Origin of the sequence: Bradyrhizobium genosp. A, from assembly GCF_049949275.1 — a bacterium.
Classification (GTDB): Bacteria; Pseudomonadota; Alphaproteobacteria; order Rhizobiales; family Xanthobacteraceae; genus Bradyrhizobium.
Map to the genome: position 1 here is coordinate 4,952,102 of NZ_CP188196.1, position 14,524 is coordinate 4,966,625.

The 14,524-nt window shown below is 64.9% G+C and carries 15 protein-coding genes; 3 read left to right on the forward strand and 12 right to left on the reverse strand.

Going from position 1 to position 14,524, the window contains the following annotated elements; genetic code table 11:
• Positions 1–342 precede the first annotated feature (342 nt).
• A complete protein-coding gene (locus ACP2YP_RS23120) occupies positions 343–2,163 on the forward strand; it encodes a serine hydrolase (protein ID WP_426418635.1) in 1,821 nt (606 codons plus the stop codon).
• Positions 2,164–2,384: 221 nt separating this feature from the next.
• Here ACP2YP_RS23120 and ACP2YP_RS23125 read toward each other — a convergent pair whose 3' ends face one another.
• The 4 genes from ACP2YP_RS23125 to ACP2YP_RS23140 all read right to left on the reverse strand — a co-directional run bounded on the left by ACP2YP_RS23125 (position 2,385) and on the right by ACP2YP_RS23140 (position 6,219).
• Complete coding sequence (locus tag ACP2YP_RS23125; RefSeq protein WP_426418636.1) at positions 2,385–3,110, reverse strand: DnaJ domain-containing protein; 726 nt, start codon at positions 3,108–3,110, stop codon at positions 2,385–2,387.
• A gap of 69 nt (positions 3,111–3,179) precedes the next feature.
• The gene (locus tag ACP2YP_RS23130) at positions 3,180–3,935 is read right to left on the reverse strand and encodes a VWA domain-containing protein (RefSeq protein ID WP_426418637.1); all 756 of its coding nucleotides are present in this window, start codon (positions 3,933–3,935) and stop codon (positions 3,180–3,182) included.
• Positions 3,936–4,091: 156 nt separating this feature from the next.
• On the reverse strand, positions 4,092–4,952 hold the full coding sequence (locus ACP2YP_RS23135) for an alpha/beta fold hydrolase (protein WP_426418638.1): 861 nt from the start codon (positions 4,950–4,952) through the stop codon (positions 4,092–4,094).
• A 343-nt stretch (positions 4,953–5,295) separates the two neighbouring features.
• Positions 5,296–6,219 carry a division plane positioning ATPase MipZ gene (locus ACP2YP_RS23140; RefSeq protein ID WP_426418639.1) on the reverse strand — a complete coding sequence of 308 codons (924 nt, stop codon included), beginning with the start codon at positions 6,217–6,219 and terminating at the stop codon, positions 5,296–5,298.
• A gap of 270 nt (positions 6,220–6,489) precedes the next feature.
• Here ACP2YP_RS23140 and panC point away from each other — a divergent pair, with 270 nt between their 5' ends.
• Positions 6,490–7,341, forward strand: coding sequence for a pantoate--beta-alanine ligase (gene panC, locus ACP2YP_RS23145; RefSeq protein WP_426418640.1), 852 nt, complete (start codon positions 6,490–6,492; stop codon positions 7,339–7,341).
• Here the strand turns inward: panC and ACP2YP_RS23150 are convergent, their stop codons facing one another.
• The 5 genes from ACP2YP_RS23150 to ACP2YP_RS23170 form a co-directional block, all read right to left on the reverse strand.
• A complete protein-coding gene (locus tag ACP2YP_RS23150; RefSeq protein ID WP_426418641.1) occupies positions 7,342–7,782 on the reverse strand; it encodes a DUF1489 family protein in 441 nt (146 codons plus the stop codon).
• Positions 7,783–7,824: 42 nt separating this feature from the next.
• A complete protein-coding gene (locus ACP2YP_RS23155; RefSeq protein ID WP_426418642.1) occupies positions 7,825–8,820 on the reverse strand; it encodes a hypothetical protein in 996 nt (331 codons plus the stop codon).
• Positions 8,821–8,974: 154 nt separating this feature from the next.
• Positions 8,975–9,178: a hypothetical protein gene (locus ACP2YP_RS23160; protein WP_426418643.1), complete on the reverse strand. Its 204-nt coding sequence runs from the start codon at positions 9,176–9,178 to the stop codon at positions 8,975–8,977.
• 185 nt (positions 9,179–9,363) lie between these two features.
• Complete coding sequence (locus ACP2YP_RS23165; RefSeq protein WP_426418644.1) at positions 9,364–9,732, reverse strand: YidB family protein; 369 nt, start codon at positions 9,730–9,732, stop codon at positions 9,364–9,366.
• Positions 9,733–9,820: 88 nt separating this feature from the next.
• Positions 9,821–10,483 carry a glutathione S-transferase family protein gene (locus ACP2YP_RS23170; RefSeq protein WP_426418645.1) on the reverse strand — a complete coding sequence of 221 codons (663 nt, stop codon included), beginning with the start codon at positions 10,481–10,483 and terminating at the stop codon, positions 9,821–9,823.
• Positions 10,484–10,606: 123 nt separating this feature from the next.
• Between ACP2YP_RS23170 and ACP2YP_RS23175 the strand changes: the two genes are divergently transcribed.
• Entirely contained in the window at positions 10,607–11,320 is a 714-nt protein-coding gene (locus tag ACP2YP_RS23175; protein WP_426418646.1) for a DUF599 domain-containing protein, read from the forward strand.
• Positions 11,321–12,216: 896 nt separating this feature from the next.
• Here ACP2YP_RS23175 and ACP2YP_RS23180 read toward each other — a convergent pair.
• The 3 genes from ACP2YP_RS23180 to ACP2YP_RS23190 all read right to left on the reverse strand — a co-directional run bounded on the left by ACP2YP_RS23180 (position 12,217) and on the right by ACP2YP_RS23190 (position 14,448).
• Positions 12,217–13,116 carry a hypothetical protein gene (locus ACP2YP_RS23180; protein WP_426418647.1) on the reverse strand — a complete coding sequence of 300 codons (900 nt, stop codon included), beginning with the start codon at positions 13,114–13,116 and terminating at the stop codon, positions 12,217–12,219.
• Between the two features lie 49 nt (positions 13,117–13,165).
• A complete protein-coding gene (locus ACP2YP_RS23185; RefSeq protein WP_426418648.1) occupies positions 13,166–13,984 on the reverse strand; it encodes an aldo/keto reductase in 819 nt (272 codons plus the stop codon).
• A gap of 152 nt (positions 13,985–14,136) precedes the next feature.
• On the reverse strand, positions 14,137–14,448 hold the full coding sequence (locus ACP2YP_RS23190; protein WP_334522331.1) for a helix-turn-helix domain-containing protein: 312 nt from the start codon (positions 14,446–14,448) through the stop codon (positions 14,137–14,139).
• Positions 14,449–14,524: the final 76 nt, after the last annotated feature.

A 14,524-nucleotide genomic window follows, 5' to 3' on the forward strand; every position in this document is an offset into this window, starting at 1 on the left:
GACTCTGCCCATAATTAGTGCAACGCACAAAAAAGTCAAGAATCTTGTGCGGCGCACAAAAATCAATGCAAGTTACGGAGATTCCCGTGCTTTCCCGCAAGGGTTCCTTAAGCTTTTGGAAACCGCCGCCCCCTACCCTGATTCCCTGGACGTGTTCAGCTTCCGCAGACGGTCAAAAGCCGCTTGAGAACATCACCTTAGCCAGAATAGCGGCTCAGGCCTAACGTCTCCCTCGGCGAGCACCAGCGGAGGGACAGCCTGAGCAGGTAATGATCCCCGGTCCGCAGGGCACAATTTCGCCTCACGAGCCGGTGATCAAGTCACAAACGGGGACGGGGTTCCATGCTTCGTAATAACTGGTCTTCCTCGCGCTTGGCGCGGGTTGGCGTTTTCGGGCTTCTCACGGTCACCACAGCCGTCATCTTCACGACCGATGCCGCCGACGCGCGGCGCTATCGGCGCCACTACGCGCACCACCGGGTGCATCGCGACGTTTCCGAAAGCTACAGCCCGCAATTCGCGTCGATCATCGTCGACGGCAATTCCGGCGCGGTGCTCCAGTCGACCAGCCCCGACGGGCTTCGCCATCCCGCCTCGCTCACCAAGATCATGACCCTCTACTTGCTGTTCGAGCGTCTCGAATCCGGCAAGATGAAGCTCGACACCGAGTTGCCGGTGTCGCAGCACGCCGCCGACCAGGATCCGACCAAGCTCAATTTGCGTGCCGGCCAGACCATCCGCGTCGAGGACGCGATCAAGGGTCTCGTCACCCGCTCCGCCAATGACGCTGCTGTTGTGATCGCCGAAGCGATCGGCGGCGACGAGGACGATTTCGCGGCGATGATGACGCGCAAGGCGCGCGCGCTCGGCATGTCCAAGACGGTCTACCGTAATGCCAACGGCCTTCCCAACGACGAGCAGGTGACGACCGCGCGCGACCAGGCCACGCTCGGCCGCGCCATCCAGGAGCGCTTCCCGCGCTACTATCGCTATTTCTCGACCACCTCGTTCACTTGGCGCGGCGAGCAGATCCGCAACCACAATCACCTGCTCGGCAGTGTCGAAGGCGTGGACGGCATCAAGACCGGCTACACCCGCGCCTCCGGCTTCAACCTCGTGACCTCAATGCGCCGCGGCAACCGCCATCTGATCGGTGTGGTGCTCGGCGGCCGCAGCGGCAGCTCGCGCGACGCCGTCATGCGCAATCTGCTCGCGGAAAATCTCGAGAAGGGCGCGACCACCCACACTGTCGTGGCGGTGACCGAGCGCAACAGTGCCGACGCCAGCACTGACGTCGCCGATGCCTCGGATACCCCGGCCCGTCCCGCTCCGCCGGTTCAGGTGGCGGCCGCCTCTGCCCCCGAGGCAGCCGCGCCGCGCCCCGCCTCGCGCCTGTCGGCCCTTGCAGCTGCGACCGCCGCGATGCCGCCGGTCCAGCCCAAGCCCGAAGCCAAGCCCATGGAGTCCAAGATCGAGCCCGCGCCGCTCACCAATGGCGTGATCTCGAGCCAGCCGCTCTCCCTCATTCCGGGTTCGTCCGAGCCGATGAAGCCGGTCCGGGTCAAGACGGTTCAGGTCAAGGCCGGCGCGGTCAAGGTCGCGTCCGCCGCTCCGACCCAGGTCGCGCCGCAGGTCACCAACACGATTCCACCCCGCACCGACGTCGCTGAGACCTCCGGCGCTGTCGTCGCCAGGGCCGACGTCATCAACAAGCCGGAGCCCGCCCGGGCCGAGGTCGCCCGCACCGAGATGCCGCAGCAACCGGCAGGCTTCGGCACCGGCAACGGCATCCTCGGCGTGCTGCCGGCGACCACCGCCGCTGCCCCGGCGCCCGCCCCGGTCGCCAAGCTTGCCTCCGCCGATCCGGCACCGCAGCCGATCCAGATCGGCGCCGTCACCAAGCCGGTCGCCACCCATAGCGGCTGGATCGTCCAGGTCGGTGCGCTGGAGAGCGAGAGCGAGGCCCAACAGCGAATTGAAGCCGCCCGCAGCTCGGCTCGCGGCCTGCTCAGCAAGGCCGATCCGTTCACCGAGCCGGTTGTCGCCAGGGACAATCGCAAGCTCTACCGCGCCCGCTTTGCCGGGCTCGAGCGGGACCAAGCCGAAGCGGTGTGCCGGGCGCTGAAGCGCGCCGACATCTCCTGCATGACCGTCCGCAACTGATCTTTCCTACCCTCCAGCGAAATGCCCGCGCCCTGCGCGGGCATTTTTGTTTTGGGGTACGGTGACGCTGGAGGCTGATCCGCGACAACCTCTCGTCAAGTATTTACGGTTAAAACTTTGCTCAAGGGATCGACCACGCCGACAATGGCGGGCATCGGGGCGACGGCAAACAGAGCAAGCGGAGCTCACGCGGTACGGGCGTTTGTAGCGTGGTGCCGGAGTTAGCCGTTATGCGTACGAAGCAGAGTATCCTTGGCCTCGTTTACACGGGCAGCGAGGTACGTCGAGCCCCCCTGGTCGGGATGCAGTTTCTTCATGAGGGACTTGTGCGCCCGGCTGATGTCGTCGCGCCCCGCTCCCGGCTGCAAGCCAAGGATCTGATAGGCTTCCTCCGCCGTCATTTTGCCGCTCGACGCCGTGCGGCGCTGCCCCCCTGCCGCGTTGCCCTGCGCGTTCTGACGCCAAGCGGGAAACCGGCGGTCCAGATAGCTTTCAAGTAGGGCCACGCTCTCGGCGTCGAACGCCGGGACCATCGCCAGCAGGCTTGCAAGATCGAACTCGTCGAGACCGTGCCCGGCGTGAGGCCCGGCGACGATCTGGCCCGAGAGCTGGCCGGACTCGTGATCGAGCCGCATGTCCAGGAATTGCGAGCGCACATGCGAGCTCTGATTGGGCGAGCGTGCCGCGCCACCGCCGAACAAGCCTCCGATATTTCCGAAGCCCGCATTCGCCAACGGCGTCCAGCCGAGCAGTCCGGCACCGAATAGTCCGAGCGGGATCGCAACCGCCAGCTCACCCTTCAAGCCCGTAAAGGCCGCTACCGCGAGTGCGACGACGCCCCCACCCAACTTGACGGCGCGCGCCAGCACGGCCGGATTGGCGGCGCGGAACATCTGGAGCAGCAGATAGAGCGTGATAACGGCAACAACGCCGGCGATCAGAACCATGGCGTGAATATAGTCGCCCTTCCGGCAAAATGCATTGGCTCCGCCGCGAGCCGCGCCGGCCTGAGCGGCTTACTTCATCTGTCCGATCAACTGCGCCGCACCGCTCGCCGTCTTCGCCAGTTTCAATAATGCCTCGCGTCCGCCGGCGGCATAGGCCGCAGCGGCCCGCAACAACTCGCGCAACTGTGCGGCCGCACCCGGATCGAACCGGCACCAGGCGCCGCCGGTCAGGCGCGCGATCTCGCGAAACGCCTGTTCGGCGACCGCATCACGGCCTTCCTGAAACAGGAACACCGGCACCTTCAACATGCCGAGCTCGCCGGCCTTGGCGCAAAGCGCATCGACCTTCTCCTCCATGGCGTCGCCGACGAAGACCACGGCACGCACAGCCGATACGACCGCCTCGCGCCGCGCGTCGGTCAGCACCCTGCCGATCTGGGTGTCGCCGCCGCGGCAATCGATCTTGCTCATCAGCGTCGCAAGCTTGTTGCTGTCCGAAATCCATCCCGTAGCACGGCATTCGTTGAAGCCGCGATAGTAGACGAGCCGGATGTCGAGGCTGCCGAGCGCCGCCGCTTCGCGAAACATGTCGGCCTGAAGCGCGCAGGCCATGTCCCATGTCGGCTGCCGGCTCATCGTCGCATCCAGCGCGAAGATCAGGCGGCCCTTCGCGCCGGGCGCATGCGGCGACAGCGCGCGCGCCCTGGCGACGAAGGCGGCGACGTCCTCCGCGGTCGAGGCCTTTGCCTGCGGCAACGCGCCGTCGCTTTCGGCTCTCGCCGCGATGGCATCGCTATTGCGCGGTTTGATGGGATCGCCGGACATCTGAAGTCACACTAGGTCTCACGCCACCAATGTGGATAGCGTGCCCTGCCCGGTCAATGTGCAAAGCCTCCGAAGGCGGAAGCCGGCGGAGGCTTTGTGACTTGTTTCGAGCTATGACCGAATGGACCTGCTCTTTTCGGATCAGCTCTTTTCAGATCAGCTCTTGGCGGGTGCCATCAGAGCGACCGGGCCGGGCTCGAGCACCTTCGGCGGCGACGACGAGGTGTCGACCGGCGCGATCGCACTGTCGGTGTCGCTCAGGAATTTGTCGAGCATGCCCTGGATCGAGTTCTTGGCATCATCCGGGCCGGTGTCACGCATGTCGTTGTGCTGGAAGTCGGTCTTCACGACCTGAATACCGGCCTTCTCGCACTCCTCGTCGGTCGGGATCACGCCCGGATCGGTCTTGAACTGCGGATCCCTGGAGCGGAACGACAGGATCTTGAACTTGCCAGCGGTGACGAAGGGCACGCGGAGATTGTCCAGCGTCACGACCTTCTTGACCTCGTCCGGGTACTGCTTGGCGAAATACATCGTGATGTCGCCGCCCATGGAATGGCCGACCATCGTCACTCGCGAATAGTCGGCGTTGGGCTGAACCTTCTTCATCTCCTGCATCGCCAGATGGATGTTGGCGACGCCGCGCAGGATCTGCGGCAGGCGGCCGACATAGAGCTCACCGGGCTTGGTCACCATCGGAGGGTCGGTCGGCAGATCATGCTGCGGGCTGACGACGAGGTAGCCGCGCGCAGCGAAAATGTTGGCGAGGAAGCCGTATTCGGTGTTCTTGACGGTGTTGCCGTGGTTGATCACCGCGACCGGCATCGTGATCATGCCGGCATTGGCCTGCATTTCCTTGTCACGGCGGATCGCGATATCGACGGGCACGGGACGGTTGTCGCGCGACGGGTCGTAGAAGGTGATGGTCTCATGCTTGATCGCCCACTTGCTCGCCGTGACATAGGCGACGCCGCAGAGAGCACTGACACAAACCAGAACGGCAATTCCACGCTTCATTTTCGTCCTCAGCCTCAGGCTCAGGCTCTTGCGGCCTGAATCCCTGTTGAAAATCGTGTTCTTCCGGGGCTCTTCGGCCCCTGGTCGCCTATTCCCCTAATATACGTCACAGCCGCGTGACAGGAAGGCCAAATATTGTGAACTGGCAGCCCTTTCATTGTGCGCCGCACACGTTTCTTGGGCATTCCCGTAGTCTTACGGCTGCGTCAGGGTGCAGGTCACCATCCGACGCAACCCGTCTCGATCGGGTTCAATTTCGCGGTAAACATTGAATGAAACGGCTTTGAGTGCAGTCAGTTCCCGCGGGAACCGGCTGCCATGGCCGGAAGTAGCAATATACCGCCTAGGCCCCGAGGATGTCGTGAACCTCGAGCGGCTTGTCGACCTGGCTGAACCACTCGGCGCGATTTGCCGCACGACGACGGCCGCGTTCGTCGAGCGGCAGCTTCAGCTGGCGGAGCAGACTCGTCACCTCTTCCCGCGCGGTGAGATGTCCGAGATTGGGCCGCATCCCAAGCGTGGCCTCGTCGATCTCGTCGAGCGCCGTCAGGCCGCGCGGAAAAAACTCGCGATAGACGACGCGCTCAGCGAAGCCGTCAACGTAGCGGAAGCCGAGCCGCAGCGACAGATCCTTCAGCCCTTCGGCGACCAGTTGCTTGTTGCGGGAACCGAGCATCGACAGGCGGTTGCGCACCACGATCCAGTCGGTGGACGAGCCATCGAGCTGGCGGCGCTTGCGCCTGACGTCGCGCACCATCTCCGCGTAATGGCTTTCCCCGGTCACCGCGTAATTGGCGGGGTCGACGGTGCCGAGCACGTCGAAATCGAGGAAGCTGTCGTTGATCGGCGTGACCAGCGTATCGGCCATCGAATGGGCAAGCCGCATCAGATAGCTGTCGGTACCGGGCGTATCGATGACGATGAAGTCGAAACTGCTCTCGACCGCCGAGACCGCCTCCATGAATTGAAGGAACTCGGAATTCTCGTTCTCGGCAACCTGCATGGTCTCGCCGAGCTTGATGCAGCGATGCGTCGGCAGCTCGAGGTCGAGCTTGGTGCGGCGCGCCCAGGCGGAGCGGTTGTTGATGTAGCGCGTGAAGCTTTGCTGGCGGCAGTCGAGGTCAATGGTGGCAACGCGCTGGCCGGCCTTCAGGAGCGCAACCGCGATGTGCAGGGCGGTGGTCGATTTGCCGGAGCCGCCCTTTTCATTGCCGAGCACGACGACGTGCGCCGAGCCGGATTGGCTTTGGCTAGCCTGCACAAGCATGGCGATCCTCAACACCCCTGAACAATATCTTCGAGTTGGCTGCGTCTGCGGTCAAGTGAAATGCGTGACAGGATGCCGAAATCACACTGCTGGTCTTCATCATGAATTGTGTCGCGGTGTCGCGTCTGTGATCCAGCCCACAAGGACGCGACATGTTCGCTGCGGAGGACGCCGTGCCGCATGTCGATGCATGGCGTCCACGACCGCCGCTTGTTAAGGTTAGCCGGCTGCGCGGCGGGCCGCGCCCACCCCAACGATCCCCGAGTCCCGATGTCACGAAGCCCCTTGATCACCCGCACGGTGCCCGCCCTGCGACGCGCCGTCGACAATGTTCGCAAGCGAAAGGCCACGGTCGCGCTGGTTCCGACCATGGGGGCACTCCATGACGGGCATGTGTCGCTGGTGCGCATGGCGAAGCGACGCGCGAGCCGCGTCGTTGTGTCGATCTTCGTCAATCCAGCCCAGTTCGCCCCGACCGAGGATTTCGGCGCTTATCCGCGGACCTGGAAGGCCGACATCGCCAAGCTTGCGGCCGAGGATGTCGATATCGTCTGGCACCCCGGTGTCGAGGCGATATATCCGGAGGGCTTCGCGACGCGCATCGTTCCGGAGGGACCGGCACTGGCCGGCCTCGAGGACCGCTTCCGCCCCCACTTCTTCGGCGGCGTCGCCACCGTCGTCGGCAAGCTGTTCACGCAGTGCCGGCCGGATGTCGCGATCTTCGGCGAAAAGGACTTTCAGCAGCTGCGAGTCGTAATGCAGATGGCGCGCGACCTCGACCTCGGCGTGAAGGTGATCGGCTCCCGCACAGTGCGCGAGCGCGACGGGCTCGCGATGTCCTCGCGCAACGTCTACCTCTCGTCCGAGGAGCGCCAGACCGCCACCGTCCTGTACCGCGCCATGAAGGACAGCGCCGGGCGGATCCTGGCCGGGGAAGCCATCGCGAGCGCGATGGCGCGCGGCGCTGAGGCGATCAAGGCGGCCGGCTTTGCGCTCGACTATTTCGAGCTCCGTCATGCCGAGACGCTGGCGCCTGTCACCTCGCGCAAGGACGGGCCGCTGCGGATTCTCGTCGCGGCCAAGCTCGGCACGACGCGGCTGATCGACAATATCGCGGTTTAGCTAGAGCAGCCCGAGATCGCGCAGCTCGCGCCGCATCGGCTCCGGCATCGCCGCGATGGTGCCTGCGGCGGACTTGCCGAGATCGGACGGCACCGAATCATCGGTGAGATAGCGCCAGCCCTGGAACGGGCGCATCGGCCGCGGCGACACCGAGATCACTTTTGGCTGCATCACGATGCGGCAGCGCCCGATACCGTCCTTGTCGCGGAACGGCTCGATGCCGATGATTTTTTCGCGCGCGGCGATCTCGCCCTTGATGACCCAATAGAGCGATCCGCCCGCGAGAATCTCGGCGTCGCGCTTGGGCACCATGCGGGTGATGTGGATGTGGTGTTGCGGCAGGCCTTTTTTCTTGGCCGTCTGCATCCGCTCGGCGATCCACCCCTTCAATTCCTTGACGGAGTCGCAGCCGACGGCAAGCTTGATCAGATGGAGTGGCATGGCCCAGCATTAGCGGGCCAGCCACAGGTTTTCAAAGCCGAACTAGTTGTTATCCGCAGCCGCGGGAGCCGAGCCCGGCGGCGGCGCGAGCGGAACCGGCGCGGCGGCGGGCGCGCGCGCAGCCTTGGGCGCCGGCGGCTTTTTCGCAGCCGGTGCTGCCGCCTGTGCCGAGGTCGCAGCCGGCGCACGTGGCGCCGGCGCCGCAGCGGGTGCGGCGGCCGCATTGGCGCCCGGTGTCTGGCGCGTGGCCGCCGGCGGCGGCTCCGGATTCATGATGCTCACCGGCGGCGTCGACGAGGCGCTCGGGAACTCCGCATTGGTCGGTTTGCCGGTCGGCATCGATGACGGCAGCCCGGCAAGTGCACCCGAGGCTGGCATCGCCGTCGCAGCAGCGGGCGCGTTCCAGGTCGGCGCGTAGCGCGCGACCAGCATGTCGTAGAGATGGGCGTCCATGTTGGCGGCGACCTGCTGCTGATCGGTCAGCGAGCGGAAGGCGGCACAATCGAACTGGGTGCAGCCGTCGCGCACGACCAGCACCTGGGCGACAAGGCCGTAGCGATCGCGCTCCAGCGACTTGCGCAGCACCTTCGTGTCCGATGTCAGGCTGTTGTTGGCGGTCGCGGCGTCGCCGAGCGCAGTCAGCCGATCGATCCGGGCCGCCGTATAAGCGACGGCGGCAGCCGCTGCGTCAGGCGCACCGAACAGCGCCTTCTCGCAGCCGACGGCCACGGCATCACCGGCGAGATCGTCGAGGCAGGACAGTGCCGGCAAGTTTGTGTTCGCCACGGCGAGTGCGCGCGCTTCACTCGGCGCGGCCTGCCCCACAGGTCCGTAGACGCGCATGGTGGCGGCCACCGCGATACCAATCGAGAGCAGCGTGATGACGGTCAGCGCGCCGTTGGCGACCGATTTCTCGGCGCGCAGCAGCGTAATCAGCAGGATCAATCCGAAGAAGCCGGCAGCCGCCAGCGTCATCCACATCGGAAAGGCCGGTGAACGCCAGATTTGGTCGAACGACGAGGCCCATGCCCAGTTCATGCGCGATGTCCCCTCACGCGAGCAAAGAGCGGATGGTCAAGCGAGCACCGCTATTCGGCAACTGCCCCCAGCCCACCTTTTTAAGGCGAAGCGGGCCTTTTGACGGCGAACGAAGCAGATTCGTCCGCGACGTCCATGGCAGCACCGTCATCCGTCAGGACTGGGCGAGCTGGCTTTCCTTGGCGACCCGCTCGAAGGCTTCGGTCGAGCTCTTGATCCGGTACTGGCAGTCGTCGCCATCCGTCGGCAGCAGGCGAATGACCTCGTACGAACCACTCGCAGCCGGGCGCGCGACGTTGCTGGCAGTGAACAATACGCGCGTTCCAATCGGGAATTTGTGCTTCAACACCCTCTCCATCACTCAAACAACGCCTGCCTCGCCCGTGGTCCCACTGCGAGGCCGGCTGGAAACCCAGCCGCTGTATAGCACGCATGCGGCGTTTTTGACCAGCCTCATACGAGCATGGCAAGGTACCAATTTTGAAGTCTTTTCAGAACGATAACGGGAACACAGCCGGCCTGGACGACCGCTGGAACCAGGCCTCAGGCGCCATGGGGCAGATGGCCCTGCGGGCTTGCCTGATCCACGGCCTTGGGCAGCTCCTGGGCCAGGATCTCGCCCAGCTGGTCGACCGGGATGTTGTAGCGCGCGGCGAGCTGCCGGACGGTGTCGTTGCCGAGCACGGCACGCAGCTGGTCGGCCGAGATCGGCAGGTTCTGGCCGTTACCGAGCCAGGATTTGACCTGATCGCCAAAGCCTGCCTGCTGGAGCCTTGCGACGATCGCGCCCAAGCCGCCCTGGTTGTTGCTACCGAGCACCTCGTTCATCACGGCCGGCAGGACGGCGGCGCCGAGCTGGCCAAGCGCGCTACGCAGCGCGGGATTGTTCTCCAGCGAGTCCAGAATTCCCATTGCCGTCCCCTCTCCTTGCCGATCGTTTCACCCGGATTGAGCGCCGCAAGCGTGTGTGCCGTCAAGCGGCGCTCAATCACAATCCCGACTACACGTTCTCGAACTTTTCGATGACAAGCGTTTCGGCGAGGCCATCGCGGGTCCATTCCTGGAACGCCGGCATCGCCATCATCGTGTCCATGTAGGCCTTGGTCTCCGGCGTGACCTCGATGGCGTAGGTCCGGAAGCGATGCACGACCGGCGCATACATCGCATCCGCCGCGCCGAAGCGGCCGAACAGGAACGGCCCGCCGGCACCGTAGCGGGTCCGGCACGCGCGCCAGATCTCCTCCACGCGCGCGACGTTGGCCTTGGCGTCCGCCGACAGCGTCACGGGACGCACCGGACGGTGCAGGTTCATGCCGCATTCGTTGCGCAATGCCATGAAGCCGGAATGCATCTCGGCGCACACCGAACGGGCAAAGGCGCGGGCCGCGACGTCGTCGGGCCACAGCTTCACTTCCGGATAATGCTCCGCGATGTATTCGATAATGGCGAGCGAATCCCACACCGTGATGTCGCCGTCGACCAGTACCGGCACCTTGCCGGCGCGGCTGAAGGACAGGATCTGCTCCTTGTCCGCGGGATTGTCGGTGTAGAGCGGGATCACGGTCTCCACGAACGGAATGTCGTTGGCGCGCAGCGCAAGCCAGGGCCGCATCGACCATGACGAGTAGTTCTTGTTGCCGATCGCGAGCTTGAGCGCTGCCATGTCACTGGTCCTTCCGTACGTCCCCTGGATGCGGTGCTTTTAACGCCATCGCCTGCCGCCAATCAACCGTTGCCGCAACTCAACCCGCGTGGCAATCGTTGCGATCCTCGCGAGGAGAGAGACATGAGCAGGCATTGGGTCGACATTACTGCCGTCGGCTTCTTCATCATCGAATGGCTGGTCTATGCCGCCACGCTCGAGCATTCCGCCTATGGCCGCAACAGCCTGTCGGCGCGGATGAACCGCTATCGCGAGGTCTGGGTCCGCCGCCTGCTCGATCGCGAGGCGCGCATGGTCGACATGCAGATCATGGCTTCGCTGCAGAACGGCACCGCCTTCTTCGCCTCGACCAGCCTGTTCGCGCTCGGCGGCGCGCTGGCGCTGCTGCACGCGACCAACGACGCCATCACCATTCTGGGCAAGCTGCCGATCGACCTCAGCACATCGCCCGCAATGTGGGAGCTGAAATGCGTTGGCCTGGTGCTGATCTGCGTCTACGCCTTCTTCAAATTCGCCTGGGCCTATCGCCTGTTCAACTATGTCGCGATCCTCTATGGCGGCATGCCGCCGGCTGCGCAACGCGACACGCCGGAGGCCGAGGCCCATGTCATCCGCACCACGCGCGTGTTCGAATCCGCCGGCCGCCACTTCAACCGCGGCCAGCGCGCCTTCTTCTTTGCGCTCGGCTATCTCGGCTGGTTCGTCAGTCCCTGGGTGCTGTTCGTGACCACGGCCGCCGTGGTGATCGTGACCTGGCGACGGCAGTTTGCGTCCAGTGCATGGGCCGCGATGGCGCCGGATGTGGTGGTGGACGAGGCGCCGAAGCGCGGACATTGAGCCCGTCTCTTTCCAGAATCGTTTCCGCGGTGACGGTCTGGATTGCTTCGCTGCGCTCGCAATGACGGAGTATGAGGCAACAGCTTCGTCCTCCCGACCCTGTCATTCCCCGCGAAAGCGGGGAATCCAGTACGCCGCGGCCCCTCGGCTCGATCACAACCGTCTCGGAGTACTGGATCGCCCGGTCAAGCCGGGCGATGACAGCGAGCGTGTAGCTCCAGACACACCTTCGCGGCCTCGCGACGCAATTCGCCCGAGCTTTGCTTGATCTCTCCACCCTCCATCCAAGAGGGCGCAGGGAAGGCCGGGTGCTGACCTCGCACCCGCGGTCCGCTGCGCGAAAATGTAGCGCAGGAAAACCGCACAGCAGCATACAGGTGGTGCCAATCACTCGGCCTTCCCTGCGCGATGGGTTGACGGCTTATGCCGTGCTCTCCCGGGAGCCGAATTCCTTCTGGCCTCCCTCGCTTCGCGAATTGACGATGTGGTTGACCCGGTTGGGCGCTCCACACCTCCGCGAAAAGCTTGACCGTAGCAACGACGGCCAGGACCACACGGTTTTGCCGTACGCACGTTCGCCTGGTGCCACAGGGTTCGATGGCATCGTGCACGTAGCCATCGAAATGTTGGCGAGACGAACTGAACAGCGCCGCTCATCCGCACGCGGTTGCGGGCTCACAGGGACTACCCGCCCTGCCCGCACCTCTCGTGCCGACGCTGCCGCGTCCACCGCAAGCCCGGCTCGCAATCGGTGACGACGTACGATCGCCCCTCGAGGATGAGCCGGGATACCGCGACACATACGATATTTCCGAATTTCGGTAAAGTGGAATATTTTTACAAGACGGGATTGACAGGGGTTCTGTGTGTTTTGCCCGTCGGGCAATTTGCACCGCCTACGACCCGAAATCCCCCGGCGTGAACGACAGGTCCATCACCTTCCATTCCTCGTACTTGTCGGCGGGCAGCATCGTGTAGGGCTGGCAGGCCTGCAGCGCGCTCTTCGCAGATTCCACGATGGCCACGCCCTTCGCAGACGGCGGGGCCTCGATCAGGATCGGCGGGCGGGCCAGCGTGCCGTCGGTGGCGAGCACCGCACGCAGCTTGATGCGCACGGCATCGGTCGGTGCGACCCCGGCCGGAAGTTTCGAACAGCTCCTCAGGTGCCGGCGAAGCTCGGCAATGACCTCGGGCGGCAACTTGGCGCCGATCGAATCCTTGGCATCGCCGCCGTCATCCTTGGGCGCGTCTTTCGGTTGGGGCGGCAATTCGGGCGGCAGGCCCAGCATCACGCCGTATTTGACGGTGACATCAGGCTCCGGCACCCGATAGGCCGGCGGCGCGGCCTGCGGCTGCGGCATCGCCGGAGGTGGCGGCTGCGCCGCCTGAGGCTGAGGCGGCGGCTGTTGCGGTGGCACCTGCGATGGCTGAGGCTGCGGCTGCTTCTGCTGCGGTTCGTGCGAGGCCTGCTTCTGCGGCGATGATTGCGGCGCCTTCTCCTTGGCCGGCGCAGGCTTCAGCGCAGCATCCGGCTTGTCGTTGAGATCCGGCTTCGGCAGCCTCAGCTCGGGGAGCGGCTCCGGCGGCTTCTCCTTCGCCTCCTCTTGAGCCTTTTCCTCTGCTTTGGCCTCCTCCTGCCTCACCTGCTCCGGCGTGACGATATCGACTGCGACAGTCTCGGGCGGCGCGGAATGAAACGGATGGACCTCGCTGATCACGATGATCAGCGCCACCAGCGTCAGATGCGCGATGGCTGACGCCGCAATGTCCGTCCGTATGATCTTCCGCGGTTCCATCGCCCGATCTTGGGTTGCCGGCCTGCTCCTAGCATAACGGAACAGCCCCTCAATCCCATTTCGGCGCGAAGCCAAAATCGGTCAGGCGGCCCTTGGGGCTGGCGAGTGCGGCGACCTCGGCCATCTCGTCATCCGACAGCTCGAAATCGAAGATCTCGATGTTTTCCGACAGACGCTCGACTCGCGAAGTTCTGGGAATCGCGGACACATTCTGTTGCACCAGCCAGCGCAGGCAGATCTGTGCCGGTGTCTTGTGATGGACGCGGCCGATTCCCGCGAGCGTCTGGTCGGCCTTGATGCGGCCCCTGGCGATCGGGCTGTAGGCAACGAGCGCCATGCCATGCTGGTCGCAGGCCGCTCTCACCTTCGCCTGATCCAGATAAGGGTGATATTCGACCTGGTTGCAGACCAGCGGCTCGGGTGACCGCGCGACCGCCTGCTCGATCAGCGCCACCGTGAAATTGGAAAGGCCGATGTGGCGTGTCAGGCCCATCCGCTTGGCGTGCGCCAGCGCGCCCAGCGTCTCCTCCAGCGGCACATGCGAATTGGGCCAGTGCAGCAGCACCAGGTCGACGGCGGGAAGCCTCAGCCGCACCAGGCTCTCCTTGACCGACCGTTCGAGATCGTGCGGCGCGAAATGACTGGTCCAGACTTTCGTGGTGACGAAGACGTCGTCGCGGCGGACGCCGGAGGCGCGCAATCCGTCGCCGACCGCGCGTTCATTGTCATAGACCTGGGCGGTGTCGATGTGGCGGTAGCCGAGCCGCAGCGCCTGCTCGACCACGCGCGCGCAGGTCCTGCCGCTCAGCTCCCAGGTCCCGAGCCCGATCGCCGGGATTCTTGCGCCATTGGCCTCGACGAACAGCATGAGGAATCCTCTGTTGCGACAGCCCCAAGTGTCATCCACAAGTGTCATCACTGGCATCATTATGGACCCGGTCCGCCAGAGTGCAACGGAGGACGCCGACCGCGGGGCCGGATCTTAAGCCCCAATGCTAACGGGAGGTTCGCGTCGGGCGTTCAGGCTTTGGCGAGCGCCTGGAACACCGTGTCGGGCGCATGCGCGATCACGGCCAGCAGCGCGCGGGCGGGTCCACGCGGGGCGCGCTTGCCCTGCTCCCAGTTGCGGATGGTCTCGACCGGCACGCCGAGCTTGGCGGCGAACTCCATCTGGGTGAGACAAGCTCGCCGGCGCAGATCGCGCACCGCGAGCGAACCGGCCTCTGCCGGCGGAGTCTCGACCGCAGACGCGACCGGCTGGACCGGAAATTCTTGCCCGTCCCGCAACTCAACGACCCGTCCGTCCGCCTTCAGCCGCAACCGCATGCTCATTCCCCCAAGCGCGAGGGATCATGCGGGAGGTCGCTTAAGGTCGGATTAAAGGGAGGTCTCGTGCCCCGGACGCGGC